At 34.9% G+C, this 16,823-nt stretch carries 17 protein-coding genes and 1 riboswitch; of the genes, 4 read left to right on the top strand and 13 right to left on the bottom strand.

What is annotated here, in order from left to right; all coding sequences use genetic code 11:
• Nucleotides 1–40 precede the first annotated feature (40 nt).
• A complete protein-coding gene (locus SUCMO_RS0105100) occupies nucleotides 41–1,249 on the bottom strand; it encodes an acetate/propionate family kinase (RefSeq protein WP_019879475.1) in 1,209 nt (402 codons plus the stop codon).
• 212 nt (nucleotides 1,250–1,461) lie between these two features.
• On the opposite strand from SUCMO_RS0105100, the gene SUCMO_RS0105095 reads away from it, so the two are divergent.
• Nucleotides 1,462–2,667 carry a tRNA(Met) cytidine acetate ligase gene (locus tag SUCMO_RS0105095; RefSeq protein WP_019879474.1) on the top strand — a complete coding sequence of 402 codons (1,206 nt, stop codon included), beginning with the start codon at nucleotides 1,462–1,464 and terminating at the stop codon, nucleotides 2,665–2,667.
• Between the two features lie 23 nt (nucleotides 2,668–2,690).
• Here SUCMO_RS0105095 and SUCMO_RS0105090 read toward each other — a convergent pair whose 3' ends face one another.
• From SUCMO_RS0105090 to rsmD, 3 genes are read right to left on the bottom strand one after another with little or no spacing between them, the layout of a single operon-like run.
• On the bottom strand, nucleotides 2,691–3,251 hold the full coding sequence (locus SUCMO_RS0105090; protein WP_019879473.1) for a hypothetical protein: 561 nt from the start codon (nucleotides 3,249–3,251) through the stop codon (nucleotides 2,691–2,693).
• Nucleotides 3,252–3,274: 23 nt separating this feature from the next.
• Nucleotides 3,275–3,766 (bottom strand): pantetheine-phosphate adenylyltransferase, encoded by a 492-nt coding sequence (coaD, locus tag SUCMO_RS0105085; protein WP_019879472.1) that lies wholly within the window; start codon nucleotides 3,764–3,766, stop codon nucleotides 3,275–3,277.
• A 4-nt stretch (nucleotides 3,767–3,770) separates the two neighbouring features.
• Nucleotides 3,771–4,334, bottom strand: a complete 564-nt coding sequence (gene rsmD / locus SUCMO_RS0105080) for a 16S rRNA (guanine(966)-N(2))-methyltransferase RsmD (protein WP_019879471.1) — start codon at nucleotides 4,332–4,334, stop codon at nucleotides 3,771–3,773.
• A 43-nt stretch (nucleotides 4,335–4,377) separates the two neighbouring features.
• On the opposite strand from rsmD, the gene SUCMO_RS0105075 reads away from it, so the two are divergent.
• Nucleotides 4,378–6,078: a DUF4127 family protein gene (locus tag SUCMO_RS0105075; RefSeq protein ID WP_019879469.1), complete on the top strand. Its 1,701-nt coding sequence runs from the start codon at nucleotides 4,378–4,380 to the stop codon at nucleotides 6,076–6,078.
• 98 nt (nucleotides 6,079–6,176) lie between these two features.
• Here SUCMO_RS0105075 and SUCMO_RS0105070 read toward each other — a convergent pair whose 3' ends face one another.
• From SUCMO_RS0105070 to rpsU, 5 genes are all read right to left on the bottom strand, one after another.
• Nucleotides 6,177–6,629: a hypothetical protein gene (locus tag SUCMO_RS0105070; protein ID WP_019879468.1), complete on the bottom strand. Its 453-nt coding sequence runs from the start codon at nucleotides 6,627–6,629 to the stop codon at nucleotides 6,177–6,179.
• Nucleotides 6,630–6,641: 12 nt separating this feature from the next.
• Nucleotides 6,642–7,631 carry a flotillin-like protein FloA gene (gene floA / locus SUCMO_RS10365; protein WP_019879467.1) on the bottom strand — a complete coding sequence of 330 codons (990 nt, stop codon included), beginning with the start codon at nucleotides 7,629–7,631 and terminating at the stop codon, nucleotides 6,642–6,644.
• A gap of 15 nt (nucleotides 7,632–7,646) precedes the next feature.
• On the bottom strand, nucleotides 7,647–8,927 hold the full coding sequence (locus SUCMO_RS0105060) for an NfeD family protein (protein WP_019879466.1): 1,281 nt from the start codon (nucleotides 8,925–8,927) through the stop codon (nucleotides 7,647–7,649).
• Between the two features lie 152 nt (nucleotides 8,928–9,079).
• Nucleotides 9,080–9,529, bottom strand: coding sequence for a GatB/YqeY domain-containing protein (locus tag SUCMO_RS0105055; RefSeq protein ID WP_019879465.1), 450 nt, complete (start codon nucleotides 9,527–9,529; stop codon nucleotides 9,080–9,082).
• Between the two features lie 21 nt (nucleotides 9,530–9,550).
• Nucleotides 9,551–9,727: a 30S ribosomal protein S21 gene (gene rpsU / locus SUCMO_RS0105050; protein WP_019879464.1), complete on the bottom strand. Its 177-nt coding sequence runs from the start codon at nucleotides 9,725–9,727 to the stop codon at nucleotides 9,551–9,553.
• A gap of 208 nt (nucleotides 9,728–9,935) precedes the next feature.
• Here rpsU and SUCMO_RS10360 point away from each other — a divergent pair, with 208 nt between their 5' ends.
• Nucleotides 9,936–11,498: a DUF4127 family protein gene (locus tag SUCMO_RS10360; RefSeq protein WP_019879462.1), complete on the top strand. Its 1,563-nt coding sequence runs from the start codon at nucleotides 9,936–9,938 to the stop codon at nucleotides 11,496–11,498.
• A gap of 167 nt (nucleotides 11,499–11,665) precedes the next feature.
• Entirely contained in the window at nucleotides 11,666–13,330 is a 1,665-nt protein-coding gene (locus SUCMO_RS10355) for an HD domain-containing phosphohydrolase (protein ID WP_169336617.1), read from the top strand.
• Nucleotides 13,331–13,402: 72 nt separating this feature from the next.
• Here SUCMO_RS10355 and thiC read toward each other — a convergent pair whose 3' ends face one another.
• The 4 genes from thiC to SUCMO_RS10350 form a co-directional block, all read right to left on the bottom strand.
• Nucleotides 13,403–14,698 carry a phosphomethylpyrimidine synthase ThiC gene (gene thiC, locus SUCMO_RS0105035; RefSeq protein WP_019879460.1) on the bottom strand — a complete coding sequence of 432 codons (1,296 nt, stop codon included), beginning with the start codon at nucleotides 14,696–14,698 and terminating at the stop codon, nucleotides 13,403–13,405.
• Nucleotides 14,699–14,776: 78 nt separating this feature from the next.
• Nucleotides 14,777–14,873: riboswitch (TPP riboswitch) on the bottom strand.
• Complete coding sequence (locus SUCMO_RS0105030; protein WP_019879459.1) at nucleotides 14,874–15,392, bottom strand: ECF transporter S component; 519 nt, start codon at nucleotides 15,390–15,392, stop codon at nucleotides 14,874–14,876.
• Between the two features lie 32 nt (nucleotides 15,393–15,424).
• The gene (locus SUCMO_RS0105025; protein WP_028953886.1) at nucleotides 15,425–16,249 is read right to left on the bottom strand and encodes a pyridoxamine kinase; all 825 of its coding nucleotides are present in this window, start codon (nucleotides 16,247–16,249) and stop codon (nucleotides 15,425–15,427) included.
• Nucleotides 16,250–16,282: 33 nt separating this feature from the next.
• Nucleotides 16,283–16,594, bottom strand: coding sequence for a DUF1904 family protein (locus SUCMO_RS10350; RefSeq protein ID WP_019879457.1), 312 nt, complete (start codon nucleotides 16,592–16,594; stop codon nucleotides 16,283–16,285).
• Nucleotides 16,595–16,823: the final 229 nt, after the last annotated feature.

The following is a 16,823-nucleotide window of genomic DNA, read 5'->3' as shown; positions in this document are numbered from 1 at the left end:
ATTAGTTTTGTCAAGCCGAGAAGTTTACAATACAGCTATATTAAAATTTAATTAATTCCTTGCAGACATTTGCCGTGTCTCTTGCTATAACCAATTCTTCATTTGTAGGAATTACAAATATCTTCACTGGGGCTCTTTTTACGCTTATTTCTTGTTCTTTACCGCGCACCATATTCCGTTCTTTATCGATCCTTGTTCCTAAATATTCAAGACCATTACAAATTTTATCGCGCATAAATGCTGAATTTTCGCCTAATCCTGCTGTAAATACAATAGCATCAACCCCACCCATTGCCGCTACATAGCCACCTATGTATTTTTTAACCTTATAGGCAAATATATCTATAGCCAGTTGAGCTCTTTCATTTCCTTCTTCAGCCGCTTGTTCAACATCTCGAAAATCACTTGAAAGTCCCGTGATACCTAAAATTCCTGATTTTTTATTAAGATATTCATCTATTTCCTTAGCATTTAGCTTTTCTTTTTCCATCAGAAATGGGATAATTGCTGGATCTATCTCCCCCGAACGTGTTCCCATAACCAATCCTTCTAAAGGAGTATAGCCCATACTTGTATCAATACATTTACCATATTTTACCGCAGCAATACTAGCACCATTACCTAAATGACAAGTTATAATACGCAGATTAGTCATATGTTCATCCATGATATCTGCAGCCCGCTGCGCAACATATTTATGCGATGTACCATGAAATCCATAACGTCTTAAAGCATATTTTTCATATAGTTCATATGGCAACCCATATAAATATGCTTGTTTAGGCATAGTCTGATGAAATGCTGTATCAAAAACAGCAACCTGTGGTGTACTAGGCATAAGTTTCTCACAAGCCTCAATCCCAAGCAAATTCGCAGGATTATGCAAAGGCGCCATAACCGAACAAAGTTCGATATTTTTCAATACGTCTAAACCAATTAGAACAGAATCCGAAAATTTTTCGCCACCATGAACTACTCTGTGACCAATCGCAGCTATTTCTTCTAGCGATTCGATTACACCGTGATTTGAATCCGTTAAAATATCTAAAACCATTTTTATTCCAACGGAATGGTTAGCAATAACTTCATTTAAAGTGACACTTTCCTTGCCGGTTGGAACATGTTTTAACGTAGATCCATCGATGCCAATTCTCTCTACCAACCCTTTAGCTAGAACACTTTCATCCACCATGTTTATTAACTGATATTTAAGAGAAGAACTACCACAATTTACTACAAATATTTTCATTTTCCGCCTCCTAGTTTATAATTAAATCACGGGACTGCAGTTATCAATAATCAAGATACTATAATTCCAAAAAAGAAAACTGTATATTCCCATAGAAAATTTTAACAGTTAGTTTAGTAAATTGCAAATATTTATTTTAGTATATCCCTATTAGCTTATTTTTATAAGTTTCAAACCTCAACTAACTTAGACCGGAGGCGATATTTTACTTTATGGATAATAAAACTATCGGAATTATTACAGAATACAACCCATTTCATAATGGACACGCTTTGCAAATAAGAAAAATTCGCAATCTTTTTCCTAATTGTAACATTGTTGTTGTTATGAGCGGTTTCTTCTTGCAACGTGGTCAAATCGCTTTATTCGACAAGTGGCATCGTGCTGAATTAGCTATCAGCAATGGTGTCAACTTAGTTTTAGAGCTTCCCTTCAATTTCGCTTGTCGTAGCGCTGAAACTTTTGCATTTGGCGGAGTTTTTTTATTAACTGCTTTAAAAAAAGTGGACTATTTAGCTTTTGGAGCGGAAACGAAAAATTTAGATGACTTAAAAACTGCAGCATCTTTGTTTAGTTCAAACAATTTCAGAGAAAATCTAAAACAATTAATGAAAAAAGGCCTGTCTTATCCTCAAGCGGTAGATAATATAATGTCACAATATTTACCTATCGACACCGTCCGACAAGCAAATAACATTTTGGCTATAGAGTACTTAAAAGCCTTAAAAAATTTAAACAGCAACATAAAACCCTTACTAATCCCAAGAGAAGTTTCTCAATACCGCGAAATTTCTATCCATTCTTCTATCGCTAGTGCAACCGCTATTAGAGAAGAATTAAAAGGAAATGGGTTAACGCCACTTCTTGCTAGCACAATGCCCAAAAACTCCTTTGAGATGCTAAAACAACTAAGTACTAATAAACAGCTAATTTATGCAGAAAATATTTTTTCCAATTTATTAATTTATAAATTACGCACCACTTCTTTAGAATACATACGCCAACATAGCGATGTCAGCGAGGGTCTTGAATACAGCATTTGTAAATACTCTGAAATCTACAATGATTATCCTAGCCTTTTAGCAGCACTAACTAACAAGCGTTACCCACAAAGCCGCATTAATCGACTTTTAACGCAAATTCTTATCGGGCTAGAAAAAACCGCTAATCCTACTTATATTCGCCCTTTGGCTTTTGATAAAACCGGAGTAACATTCCTAAATAAAATTAAAAATAACGCGTCTCTGCCTATAATAACTAAATTAGGAAAAAACTTTAAAAATATTCCTGCTGAATTAGCCAAATGCGCTAATTTGAAAACAGATATTGCCGCCACAAACATTTATCAACTGCTTTATCCTGAAAACAATGGTATACATAATCTAGATTTTTTAACAACGCCAAAATATATAAAATAAAACAAGAGGCTAAGCCTCTTGTTTTATTTTATATATTTTTCTTGTGTCGCAGCCAACGCTTCTAGAATTTGTTGATTATTCTCTCTTGCTAGTTCTGTAGTTTTTTGCATATATTCTAACATTTCGAATACATATTCTCGCGCTTCGTTTTTCATTTTATCACTATGTGCTTCCGCCGATAATAAGCGCTCTTCCGCTTCTTCTTTTGCATTAGCAACAATTTGCATCGCTTCTTCTCTTGCCTGCAAGAGAATCTCTTCTGCTTGGGAATTCGTATTTTCTATTAATTCTTCCGCTTCTTTTTTAGCCATTAAATAGATCTCTTGATCTTTAACCAATGTGCGTGCATAATCCTTCGTCTTTTCAATGATATCCTCGGATTCCAGTTTCGCATCAGCCAACATTTTGTTTCGTTCTACCAAAAGACTTTTAGCTTTCTTTATTTCTTCCGGAATTACACTTTTCAAGGCATCTACAATATCTGCCAACTCATCTTCTTCAATAAGTCTTTTACTGCTAAAAGGAACTCTCTGTGCATCAATAATGAGATTTTCCAGTTCATTTAAGACATCCTCTAAACTCATCTTTAACCACCCCGTTCGCCAGTTTATTGTTTTTTATCATTTAGGTAAGTGTAAATCATCTTTTTAACACTACAAGGTACAAACTGCGCAATATCTCCACCAAAATTCAACAATTCGCGCATCCCCGAAGAACTTAAATAAGAATGTTCTACACTAGTCATCATAAAAACCGTTTCAATACTTTCATCTATTTTCTTTATCAGCAACGCGCGCTGAAACTCATATTCAAAATCAGATAAAGTTCGTAGTCCTCTAACTATTACCTGAGCTCCTTCATTTTTGACATATTCATTTAGCAAGCCCGAAAAAGCTTCAATTCTAATATTTGGGATATCCTTTGTTGCCTCTTTCAACATTGCCACTCGCTGTTCAACCGTAAACATTGGGTTTCCCTTATTAGGATTAAAAAAAACTCCAACAATTACCTCATCAAACATCAAACTCGCCCGTTTAAAAATATCAATATGACCATTAGTTACAGGATCAAAACTTCCTGGACAAATCGCTATACGCAAAATACTACCTCCCAATAGTTTTTTTCAAAAAGGAAACCACGGTATCACCATAACGTTCTTTTCTCACTAATGATAACTTATTCAAGCTTGTTAAGTCAATCAGTTCTTGAGTACTATGCTCAATTATAATAATTCCATTTTCTTTTACAATATCAAATTCATCTATTTGCACCAAAATCTTTGTTACAAAATCTTTGTTATAAGGTGGATCTGCAAATATATAGTCAAATTTTATTTCTTGACTGGCAAAATAAGCAATTGACCTTATAGCATCATTGCGATAAACTTTTACATAGTCTTGAACTTTGGCCTTTTGAATATTTTTATTAAGCAAAGCTAAGCTTTGTGGATTACATTCTACAAAATGAACTGCTTCCGCCCCACGGCTCCATGACTCCAAACCCAAATTCCCACTGCCAGCAAATAAATCAAGAACTATGCTGTCCCAAAAATTATTCCCCAAAATATTAAAAACGGATTCTTTAACTCGATCCGCCGTAGGACGGATATTCATATTTTGAGGTGAAAATAAATTCATCCCCTTGATTTTGCCAGTTATAATGCGCATTTCCCACCTCGTAATTAAACCATATATTTTTTAGGAGTTAGACATGTTAAAAAAACTTTTATTTACTCTATTTTTATTATCAACTCAGATATTATTAGTTGTTTATTTGTTAGGAGCAGCTCCCTTAATAATTAAAACCGATAAGATAAATACACCCGTAATTTCTAAGAATAGCAATTATACTGGACTTCTAATCCCGCTAGATAGCCGCCCGCCCTGCAAAGAATTCACACAAAATTTAGCAAAAATTGCAGGCATCAATTTAACCGTGCCACCTAAATATTTACTAGACGATTATCAAACACCAGCCCAAAGCAACGCCTTGCGACAATGGCTATACAATAGTATAGCATCCTCTCCAGATTTTGCAATTCTTTCAACAGACATGCTTATGCACGGAGGACTAATCGCTTCACGTGATGTTCATAGTTTAGAGGGGCGCGAACAAACCTTTATTGAATTATTAGAAATTTTGAAAAGCAAAAGTCCAAACACATCTTTAGCCGCCTTCACTATAATTCCACGCCTCTTAATTTCAGAAAATGATGATACTAAAACTTGGCAATATCATATGATGCAATACGCTATTTTAAAAGATAAAGTTAACACCTTTGAAAACCCCTTGGATTTTCAAGAGTTGCAAAAAATACAATTACGTCTTCCTGAAAAATTAGTAAATAAATATAACAATATCTACCTCACCAATGATAGTTTCAACAAAAATCTGTTTAAAGCTATCCAAAACGATTTAGTACAAAAAATCATAGTCGGGCAAGACGATGGCGAAGCATTTGGCTTGCCTAACACCAATCGGCACAAGGCAGAACTATACCTTGAGCATTTAAATTCTAACCAAAAAACAAACGCCTATACAACCAGAGGAGCCGATGAAATTGCTCAGCTTTTCATCGCTCAATATACAAATGAAATATATTCAACATCACCTAAAATTTATATTCAATATTCAGACGCACAAACCAAAAATAAAATTATGCCTTACATGCCGAGTTCTGTAGATGAAACAGCCAGAGAAAAAATTAAAATTATAAAAGGCAATGTAGTCAATGATAAAAACACTGCCGACTTTATTTTATTTATCCATTGCGGTGATCAAAAAAACTCAGATTTTTTTAGTTTAACCAAAATTAGTCAGAATTTAAACGAATTATTAGCAAGCAATAAAAATATTGCTCTAGTAGATTTGAGTGAAAATTTTGAGGCCCAAGAAACTCTACTTGATAGTTTAATCAAGAATAATGTCCCGCTTAGCAAATTGATAGCTTATGCCGGTTGGAATACCACTAGTAATTCTATCGGTACTGCCGTTAGTCAAGCCAGCATCTTTACGACTCGCAAAAAACATTTACCAGTTTCCGAACATCTTCAACTTTACTATCTCAATTCCAATTTTACTTTATCACGCATAATTGAGGATTGGGGCTACCTCAAAATAATTTTACCCCAAACCAATAAAAATTTAAAATTATTCGGGATTGATAATTATAAATTAAATAGCAATAAACACTATACCGAAAGTTTAATCCAAAACAAAGTTCAGTTTTTGGCAAATAATCTACTATACCAAAATTTTTCTAGATATCCTTTTTATCAACTAGAAAACACATGTTTCTTCTTTAATTCTGTTAAAACTACTGTAAATTTACCTTGGGATAGAACCTTTGAAATCAATTTAAAGCTAGAAACTACTATTTCCAAAACAAATAACTCTAACGCCAAAAAATAAACTAAAAGAGCCACTCAGCTTGTAGTCGATACTTCTGTTTAGATTTTTAAACTAAACCTGAAATTTGACTATCAATTTCTAGTGGCTCTTTTTAAATCTCAGCTAATTTTATTTTTTCTATTGGAATAGAAACCTAATTTTTCTACTGGACGCATTGCTCGCGGTTTCGAAATGATTTCTGCCATAATCATTCCTTGCAAAGCTTGCCTTGCAGTTATTTTAGTCTGTTTTTCATGTTCGTGATTTGTTTGCTGATCTTTTTCTTTAACCCGAACTCTAGAAATTTCTTCAGTAACTGGCACTATCTCCGGTACCGCTTCCTCTTTATCTAGCGTTTTAGTTTCTAACTGTATGGGTTCCTCAATACCAAATATTTCATCCCAATTAATATTTAATTCCCGCTTTTGTTTTTCTGTTCCAGCCAACGTGTCGTCTTGTTGCGATTGAGTCTCATCTGGATATTGGTATTTTTTCTTTTTTTTAAATATATTATTAATCTCTGGAAGGACAAATATTGCCAGTAGCAGTAAAACTACACCAAAGCCATCCATATATATCCCCCCTTATTTAGGGTCGTTGTTTTTGTCAAACTCTTCTAACCCTGCAATATTCTTACGCATATCAGTATCCGCAATTATATTATTCATTTGATAATAATCCATAACACCTAAATTACCTTTTTCTAAGGCCACTGAAAGAGCGAGTGGCACTTTTGCTTGCGCTTCAACTACTTTAGCTTGCATCTCTTGCGTATAAGCACGCATTTCTTGTTCTTTGGCAACAGCCATCGCTCTGCGTTCTTCTGCGCGAGCTTGAGCAATGCGTTTATCAGCTTCTGCCTGATCAGTCATTAACTCTGCTCCAATATTTCTACCTACATCAACATCCGCAATATCTATCGACAATATTTCAAAAGCTGTCCCCGAATCTAACCCTTTTGCTAAAACAGTTCGAGATATATGATCTGGATTTTCCAATACTGCCTTATGATCAAGTGCTGAACCGACACTAGTTACAATCCCTTCTCCAACCCGAGCAATTATTGTACCTTCACCAGCGCCACCTACCAAGCGATCGATGTTAGCTCTAACCGTTACTCGTGCTTTAACTCGTAATTCTATTCCGTTTTTTGCCACTGCCGAAACAACCGGTGTTTCAATCACTTTAGGATTAACACTCATTTGCACGGCTTCTAAAACATTTCTGCCTGCCAAATCGATAGCACAAGCCCGTTCAAATGTTAAAGGAATATCGGCTCTATGTGCCGCAATCAGAGCATCAACAACTTTATCAACATCCCCACCAGCTAAGTAATGTGCTTCTAATTGGTTAACACTAACTGGCAAACCGGCCTTATTAGCCTTAATCAAAGGCATTACTATTTTCGAAGGAGAAACTCTGCGCAAACGCATCCCCACCAAGTTAAATATGCCAACATTCACACCAGCAGCTAAAGCCGAAATCCAAAGCCCGATTGGTACCAAATTTAAAAACAGGCTAATACCTATTACAATTAAAACTATAATGAAGCCTCCACCAAACAATTCTGCCATAACAAAATCCTCCTCTTACTGTTTTTCAACATATATTTGACCACCTTGAATCTTAACAATTACAATGGACTCACCTACTTCTAAAAACTCCCCACTAGTTAATGCATCATATTGTTTTTCTTCAATTTTAATTTTCCCAGTTGGGCGCATTTGAGTTATTGTTACTCCTACTTGTCGCAATAAATTCTCATTGACATTTTTTTTGGTTACACCTAAATCTGCATTTCCTTCTTTTAAAATAAGCCTATTGTAGATACTGGTACTAGTTATATATTTACTTAAGACATACACTCCAGCAACAGCCAAACCTAGACTTAATAACAGCCATCTCACAGCTTCAGTGCCACCACCTAAAACCAAAAAGAAACTCCCCATTAAAAATACTATTCCTAACATTCCACTAATTCCAAATCCAGGAATAAAAACCTCTAAAATTAACAAGGCTACGCCTGCCAAAAAAACTAACGCAGGCAACATTCCACCTGAAGTAGTAACTATGCTACTTCCAAAAACAGCAATTCCAGCAATAATTGCCATTAATCCAGCAATCCCAGTTCCCGCCGTTTTAATTTCCGTTATCAAACCCAATATTATTACTGTAATTAAAATTGATTTAACTGCAGGATTATCAAAAAACCCAATCAAACTTTCCCTATATGTTTTTTCAACAATTACTTTGTTCCCTTGCTCAATCTTTAATTCTTTTACAACCGCATCAATGTCATCCGCTCCAAAATCTGCAAATTTTTCTCGCAACGCTTGCTCTTGCGTCAAAGACAAAATTTGTCCCGGTTTCGCATAGTTTCCATAGCCTAAACTTTTATCAACCATTGCCTCCGCTATTGCTTCATTACGTTTGCTATGTTTTGCGGTGCTTGCAAATTCCGCCTTCAAAGCAGAGATGTTTTTTTCAGTATTAGGAATCGGTTCAGCAGCGCCGATACTAGCACTACTTGTCATTGCAATTTTATTATGTGCAAGCGCTATTAACGCGCCTGCCGACCAAGCTCTATTTTTTATTAAACACACTGTAGGTATTTTACTTTCAATTATGATATCACGCATTTGTGTTGCAGAATCAACCCGCCCACCAAATGTATCCATTTGCATAATAATTAAACTTGCTTGAAGTTGTTCTGCTTTGTCATAAGCTTTTTTTAAAACAGCCACGCTACTAGGGTCAATCTCTCCTTCAATATTGAAAACAACTATATTTTTTTCAGCAGCTTCAGACTTAAGTCCTCCCCCCCCAAATAAATTCATAATTATTAGCAACACACATATTCCTAAACGCAAGATATTACCTCCTTACATTTTTCTATATTTAGCTAACAGTTACTTCAATAATAAAAACTCAAACATCATTTATTATTAGTCATTCTACTATTCCAGTTAAGCATAGTCAAGTAATAAAAAAAGGAGGAAGCATCTCACTTCCTCCCCAGAAACTAACTTAAAAGCTCACGAACTATTTGATTTACCAACTTACCATCTGCTCGTCCTTTAGTTTTTGGCATAATCGCAGCCATAACTTTACCCATTTCTTTTTGCGTAGACGCACCAGTGCTTGTAATCGCTTCTTGAATAATTTCACGCAACTGTTCAGCTGTAAGTTGTTCCGGCAAATAAGCAGTCAATATTTCTATTTCTGCCAAAGCTGGTTCCGCCAAATCGTCTCTACCAGCTTTTTTAAACTCTTCATAAGAATCACGTCGCATTTTAACTTCTTTACTCAAAATACCTAACATATCATCTTCTGAAAGCTCACGCCGTTCGTTAATTTCTACATTCTTAATGCTCGATAAAACCATACGAATCACTGAAAGCCTAAACTTGCCTGCCTCACGGTCACGCATCGCTTGCTTCATATCTTCTGTTAAACGAACTTTTATAGACATTAAACTCATTCCTTGTCAGCTTTATTTTGTCTTACGCTTTCTTGCCGCTTCGGATTTTTTCTTACGTTTAACGCTTGGTTTTTCGTAGTGTTCACGCTTTCTAACTTCAGAAAGAACACCAGCCTTTTGTGTAGCGCGTTTAAAACGACGAAGCGCACTGTCTAGCGTCTCATTTTTACCAACTTTAATCTCTGCCATCTGATCTCCCTCCCTCCACATGATCCTTAGGGAAGTGTATCCTTTTATACACCCCATAATTATACACTGACAAAAGCGTTTTTGTCAAGATAAGTTCCCTTGGAAAAGATTTTTCAATAAAATAACCCTTTGCGCAAATTTAGAGATTTATTTTTATTTCCATTTGCATTATACTATTATACATGATATACGAGCGGGAGTGTTGTAATTGTTAAAAAAAATTTTTTTCGCCCTATTTTTTTATACCTTTTTCAGTTGTTCCAATGTAGTTTTTGCCGAAACAAACAAAAAAATTATATATATCCCACTAGATAACCGACCAGTTTCTCTAGACTATGTTGTCCAAACAATTAACTTTGCGGGTGAAAATTTAATTATCCCTCCCGAGACATTGTTGGCAAATAATAATCACTTAGGCAACCCCGATGAACTAATGCATTGGTTAATAAAAAACTGTACTCGTGCAGATTATGCTGTAATCTCAACAGATAGTCTTATTTATGGCGGATTAGTTGCTTCTAGAACTCATAACGAACCTTTAAATGTTTTACTGAAAAGAGCCCAAGCGTTAAATATTATTAGACAAACTAATCCAAATTTAAAAATATACGCTTTTTCCACTTTAATGCGCACACCGCGTAAAAGCAATAAATTCATTGAGCCACCTTATTATGAATACTATGGTCCTGATATTTTTCGCCTAACTGCATTACTTGATAAAGAAACTACTCTAGCTCTAACAGCACTAGAAATAGCCGAAAAGAATAATCTTTTACTTATAATTCCAGAAGAATTTCTTAGTGACTGGTTCTCGCGGCGAAAAAAAAATCTGACCATACATAACTATTTGCTAGATTTATATACAAATAAAGCTTTTCATTTTTATACTATTGGTAAAGATGACAATGCACCTTATTCGCAAACACACTTCGAAGCTAAACAATTGCTAAAAACCTTACCGCAAAATATTCCCGCTAATTTTAAAATTATAGCTGGCGTAGATCAACTCGGTCTAATGTTAATAACCCGCGCAATAAATCAAAACAAAAAGTTTTCGCCAGCAGTTTTTGTTCAGTATACTGATGGTGCTGGTGCAACTACTTTGCCAGCATATTCCGATCAACATCTTTATTCTTCTGTCGAAGATCAAATAAATCTTGTTAATGCGCAGCAGACCTTTGCTCTCGAAGAAGCAGATCTAGTTTTAGTAATTAACACACCTTTTGATGGAGTAACTTTAGATGCTTCCAACCTCAAAAATACACTAGTTGCTTCATTACCAACACTTAAATTGGTCGATAAAACTAAATATTTTATGACGCTACAAAAGAAAGTCGCTATTGCTGATGTTGCCTTTGCCAATGGTGCAGATAATTCCTTTATTTTCGAGCTAAACCGAGCACAGCTGTGTCAAAATTTAAATGCCTATTCTGGGTGGAATACCGCCGATAACTCCATTGGCTATGCTCTGGCCCAAGGAATACTAGCCAATCATATGAGCAGCGAACAGAAAAATCTGCTCTTAAAAATTCGCTTAGTCGATGACTGGCTTTACCAAGCAAATGTTAGACCCAAAATAGTCAACCGATTTTTTAAAAACACCCCTCACGAACAGTATAACTTAGGTTCAGAAACCACCAAAATAAATTCTGTGATTTCTGACGATCTTATTTACAAAACCAAAGATTATTCCATTTTTCAAAACTTTAAATTTAAAACCGCTCTACCTTGGCAAAGATTATTTGAAATTAATGTCCAACCGCTAGCTTAAATTTATATTTGAAATTGAGGTGTATTGTTATGTTCGGCAATAGGTTTAGAAAAATCGTGTTAGTTTTTTTTCTGATTTTGACATTTGCAAGCATTATCTGCACTTGTTCAAGTTACCTTGTTGCTGCTAACTCTACCTCTTTAAAAATTTATGACCGCAAAGTACTTGTGATACAATCTTATAATCGTGACTATATTCATACACGTGCTTTAGAAGAAGGAATTTTAAAGATTTTCAAAAACTCATCTGCGAATATAAGCATAAACTACGAATTTCTCGATACAAAGAAGTTCTTCACCCCTGAGTATTTCCATTCACTGTTTATAGTTTTCGCCGAAAAATATAAACAAGAACACTTTGATGCCATAATTCTCTGCGATGATGATGCCTTAAATTTTTATCAAATATATGGGCAAAAAATTTGGGGTCCCACAAAACATGTCGTCGCCACTGGTATCAATTCTATTAATATATATCCTGATGGTATCCCTGGTTTAATTTTAATTGAAGAACGACCAAATTATGAAAAAACAATTGATCTTGCTTTAAAACAAAATATGGGAAAAAATATCTCTACCTTAAATTTTATTTATGATAATACCACGACAAGTAGAGAAGTAAAACGCGATATTGTCAAGCTTATTGGTGCTAATTATCCAGCGCTAAAACACAATCATTATTTTCAAGAAACTCCAGAGACTCTGCGTGATATTGTAAATTCTGCTGATGAGCATAATATTTTTTTCTTTATTCTTTATTCTACTTCTCCTGATGGCAGAAATTTTCTTTATGATGAGGTTCCTAGATTTATTCTCAAGAATTCAAAAAACCCGGTTTATAGCCTCTGGGAGTTTTATCTTGGTTCAGGAGTAATCGGCGGATACTTAGCTTCTTCTAGTAAATATGGTGAAAGTGCCGCCCAAACTGTCCTAGATTTGTGGGCTGGCAAAAATCTGCCAACAATTATTTATGATAATGGCGAAAACCAACATTATATTTTTGATTATAATATTATGCAAAAATATAATATTAATTACACTCCTAACAATGCGCTATTTATTAATAAGCCTGAAACTTATTTCCAAAAAAATAAAGAAATTATACTGTTTTTTTCAAGTATAATTAGCGTACTATTACTTTTAATAATCTTATTGTTGATAATAATAAATCAAAAACAAAATATTAACAAAAAGAATCAAGAAATCAGCCACTTAAGCACCGAAATAATCGAAACTCAAAAGGATTTAATTTCTCGTTTAGGCGATGTAATCGAAACACGTTCTCATGAAACAGCCAATCACGTGCGTCGAGTTGCCAAAATTTCTGCCGTATTGGGCAAGGCCTATGGATTAAGCAACGAAGAACTGCAAGCTTTGACAATAGTTTCTCCAATGCACGATGTTGGTAAAATAGCAATTTCTGAAGCAATCTTGCAAAAACCAGCAAAACTCAGTCCTAAAGAATTTGAAATCATGAAAACACATACACAAATCGGATATGATATTTTTAAAAATGCGGAAAGACAAATGCTGAAATATGCTTCCCTAGTTGCTTTAGAACATCACGAACGTTGGGATGGCACGGGTTATCCCAACGGAAAAAAAAGTGATGAGATCAGTATTTTTGCTCGCATTACTGCTATTGCTGATGTATATGACGCGCTTTGTAGCAACCGTCCTTACAAAAAAGCTTGGCTTCCTGAAGATGCATTAATTTACTTAGTTAACGAACGCGGGAAAATCTTCGATCCCCATTTAGTTGATTTATTCTTAGAAAACAATCTTGAAATTAATAAAATTCGAGAAGAGTGGTCTGACAAGCCGCATAATTAATTTTATCCGTTCAAAAAACAGAAATAACCCTACTACAATTGCTTTAGTAGGGTTATTTCTGTTTTTCTAGTTTTATTTATGCAAATTTAATTTTTCTCCACCTAAAACTTTTTTCATATTGCGCATCGGACACATTTTCCCACACATTGTACAAGTATCTTTATGTCCTGGCAAAGAACTTTCACGATATCGTTTGGCTTTTTCCGGATCCATCGCCAGTTGAATCATTTTTTCAAAATCCACATCCGCACGTGCCTTACTCATCTCATTATCCCAGTTTCTAGCATTTGGCAAATTTTTCGCAATATCACCAGCATGAGCGGCAATTCTCGCAGCTACAATTCCATCCTTCATATCTTGCAAGTCAGGTAAACGTAAATGTTCTGCTGGCGTAACAAAACATAAAAAATCAGCTCCACTGCTAGCAGCTATAGCCCCGCCTATCGCACTTGTAATATGATCATATCCGGGAGCAACATCAGTCACTATTGGTCCTAAAACGTACAAGGGAGCTCCGTGACATAATTTTTTGGCAATAAGCATATTTGGTGCCACTTCATTTAAAGCCATGTGTCCTGGGCCTTCTATCATCACTTGAACGCCTTTTTCCCATGCACGTTTAGTTAATTCTCCCAAAACAATTAATTCTTCTATTTGAGCGGCATCTGTAGAATCAGCTATGCTTCCTGGTCTACAAGCATCCCCCAAACTTAAAGTCACATCATACTTTGCGCAAATATCAAGCAATCGATCATATTCAGCAAAAAAAGGGTTTTCGCGATCATTTAATTCCATCCAAGCAAATAATATAGACCCTCCCCGCGAAACTATATTAGTCAATCGCTTATTATCTTTTACTTTTTGAGCAGTAGCCTTATTTATCCCACAATGAATTGTCATGAAATCAACACCATCTTGAGCATGTGTCTCTACTACTTGAAAAAATTCATCTGTCGTTATATCTTGCAAATCCTTATCTAATAAACCTATAGCATCATACATAGGGACTGTACCTATTGGCACCGGAGAAATTTCTAATAGTTTTTTTCTGAAAACTTGCGTTTTACCATAACAACTTAGATCCATAATCGCATTTGCCTGCATTGTTATAGCCACCTTAGCTTTTTCCAATTCCAAGTCCCAATCGGCACAATCATTAGATATCCCTAAATTAACATTTACTTTTGTCTTTAACCCTTCACCTATCCCACTTGCTCTTAAATTACTGTGATTAATATTTGCCGGTATAACTACCTTCCCTTTAGCCACTAGAGACAATAGGTTTTCAACTTTAATTCCTTCTTGTTCAGCAACATAGCTCAATTCCTTAGTAATAATTCCTTTTTTGGCAGCTTGCAATTGCGTCATAATCTCACTCCTTTAATAAAATATAAAATAAAAAACACCCCACTCACAAAAAGTAGGGTGCTAGACTCTAAGTTAAACTTAAATCATTGCTAACTTCCCTACGGTGGTCCTAACCACATCAGGTTCAAGGGTTGAGTAATTACTCTCTCAGCATAAAGCACCCCTAGTTAAATCATTATTTATATAAATTTTTAGGTAACACTCTTTCTAATACTGGCACCAAAAACAAGGCGACAATAATCCCTACGGTACTGCTCATTAAGCTAGCTGGCACATTTGCTAAAGCTACATTAAGACTTCCAATAACCTGCCACCAAGCAAGAATATACCCAAACAGTGTCCAGATTGAAGCAGTTAGATAAGCCATAATTTTTAAAATTAAACCATTTTTATAACGAATATTCCAAGGATAAACACCTTTTATTATATAACCTGCAATAAATCCAGCTCCACCTTTTATAAAAAAAGACCAAAGCGTATAAGGTGAAAACCCCATTAACAAATCAAACATTGCCGTACCTATAGCTGCCGCCAAACCAGCATATAATCCTCCAAAAAGGCTTGCGCAAGTAAAAATAAAGGCCGTACCCAAATGTACCATTGCCCCTGTTCCAAAAGGAACCTTTATAAAAGTTGCTACAACACATACACCTGCTAGCATTCCAATTAACACAATGTCTTTTGTTCTTAACATATTTATTCCTCTTCTTCTGGTTATAATTGCACTTAAATTTCCATTATTAATGCTTCCAATAGTATCCCTTCACGTATAGGAGTTTGCTGTTCATATGTTTTTTCAATACATTTATAAACAAAATCTGTCGCTTTCTGCAACGCTATGCTAATATCATTGCCTAATAATAAATAACCAAGTAAAACACTTGTAAATACATCGCCAGTACCTGGGTAATGAACAGGAATTTTCGGAGATTTGTTCACGAAAAATATCTCCTCATCACTATTATATCCTACATTGGCGATTTGTCCACTAGCTAAATTAACTCCCGTTATTATTACGTTTTTAATTCCCCATGCCGCTAAACGCAACAAATATTCATAAATGGTTTCTAAATTTTCTTGTACTTCTTGATATGGTTCTCCCAATAAAAAACAAGCTTCCGTATAATTTGGAGTAATTATATCGGCATTTAAAATAAATTTTCTCATTTCCAACTGCATTTCTTCCGTATATTTAGAATACAACTTGCCGTGATCACCCATTACTGGATCAATTACTTTTAGAACATTACCCTTAGCTTTCTTAAAAATGGTATCAACAATTTCAATTTGCTCTGGCGATGCTAGATAGCCAGAGTATAAACAATCAAACTCCAGTCCTTCATTTTGCCAATTCCTGTCTATTTCCTCCAGTTTGTCAGTTAAATCTACTGCCGCAATATTTTTATATCCCCCTAAATGCGAACTCAAAATTGTTGTCGGCAAAGGGCATACTTGCACTTGCAAATTTGACAATATTGGTATTATAACGCTCAATGAACACCTTCCATAACATGATAAATCATGCACAGCAACTACCTTTGGTATTATCATACAAATCTCCTAATATTTATATCCAATTATTTTTTAATAATGAACTCCATTGTCGTAGTATCTTTCTTTCTCTAAAACGATAAAAAAAACATCTCGTTGTTTATAACCTAACCTTCTTAAAAAGCCATCAATTTCCTCAGCTACCGCATCTTGTATGTTCTTTGGTCTTGCAAACCAATTAATTTGAATTATTGGGTACTTAACATTTATGAAAGCACTCTCTATTAACTCCAAGCTGAGTGTATCTAGCTCACAACCAATTATTTTTGATAAATTAAACAACATTAAATCGGCAATACTTTCTAATTCGTCTTTTTTCACATTTTTAACTATTATCTGTGGCACACTTACACCCCCCTTTTTTATTTCTCATCATACGTTTAGCTATTTTATTATCTAAACGAAAACTTGTCAAGCATTTCAAGTAGCTTATTTTTTCAGCTTAACAATATATGTTCTAGTGTTGCAAATATACCATATAAGGTATATTATTTATTTAAAGAAATCAAAAAATTGTGCCTATATCCTTATATGAAAGGGTGTTATTCTATGCCAACAAAAAAAACTATTATAA

The organism is Succinispira mobilis DSM 6222, from assembly GCF_000384135.1.
GTDB lineage: Bacteria > Bacillota > Negativicutes > Acidaminococcales > Succinispiraceae > Succinispira > Succinispira mobilis.
The sequence above is the reverse complement of the archived record's forward strand: the minus strand, read 5'-3'. Positions and strand labels throughout refer to the sequence as shown.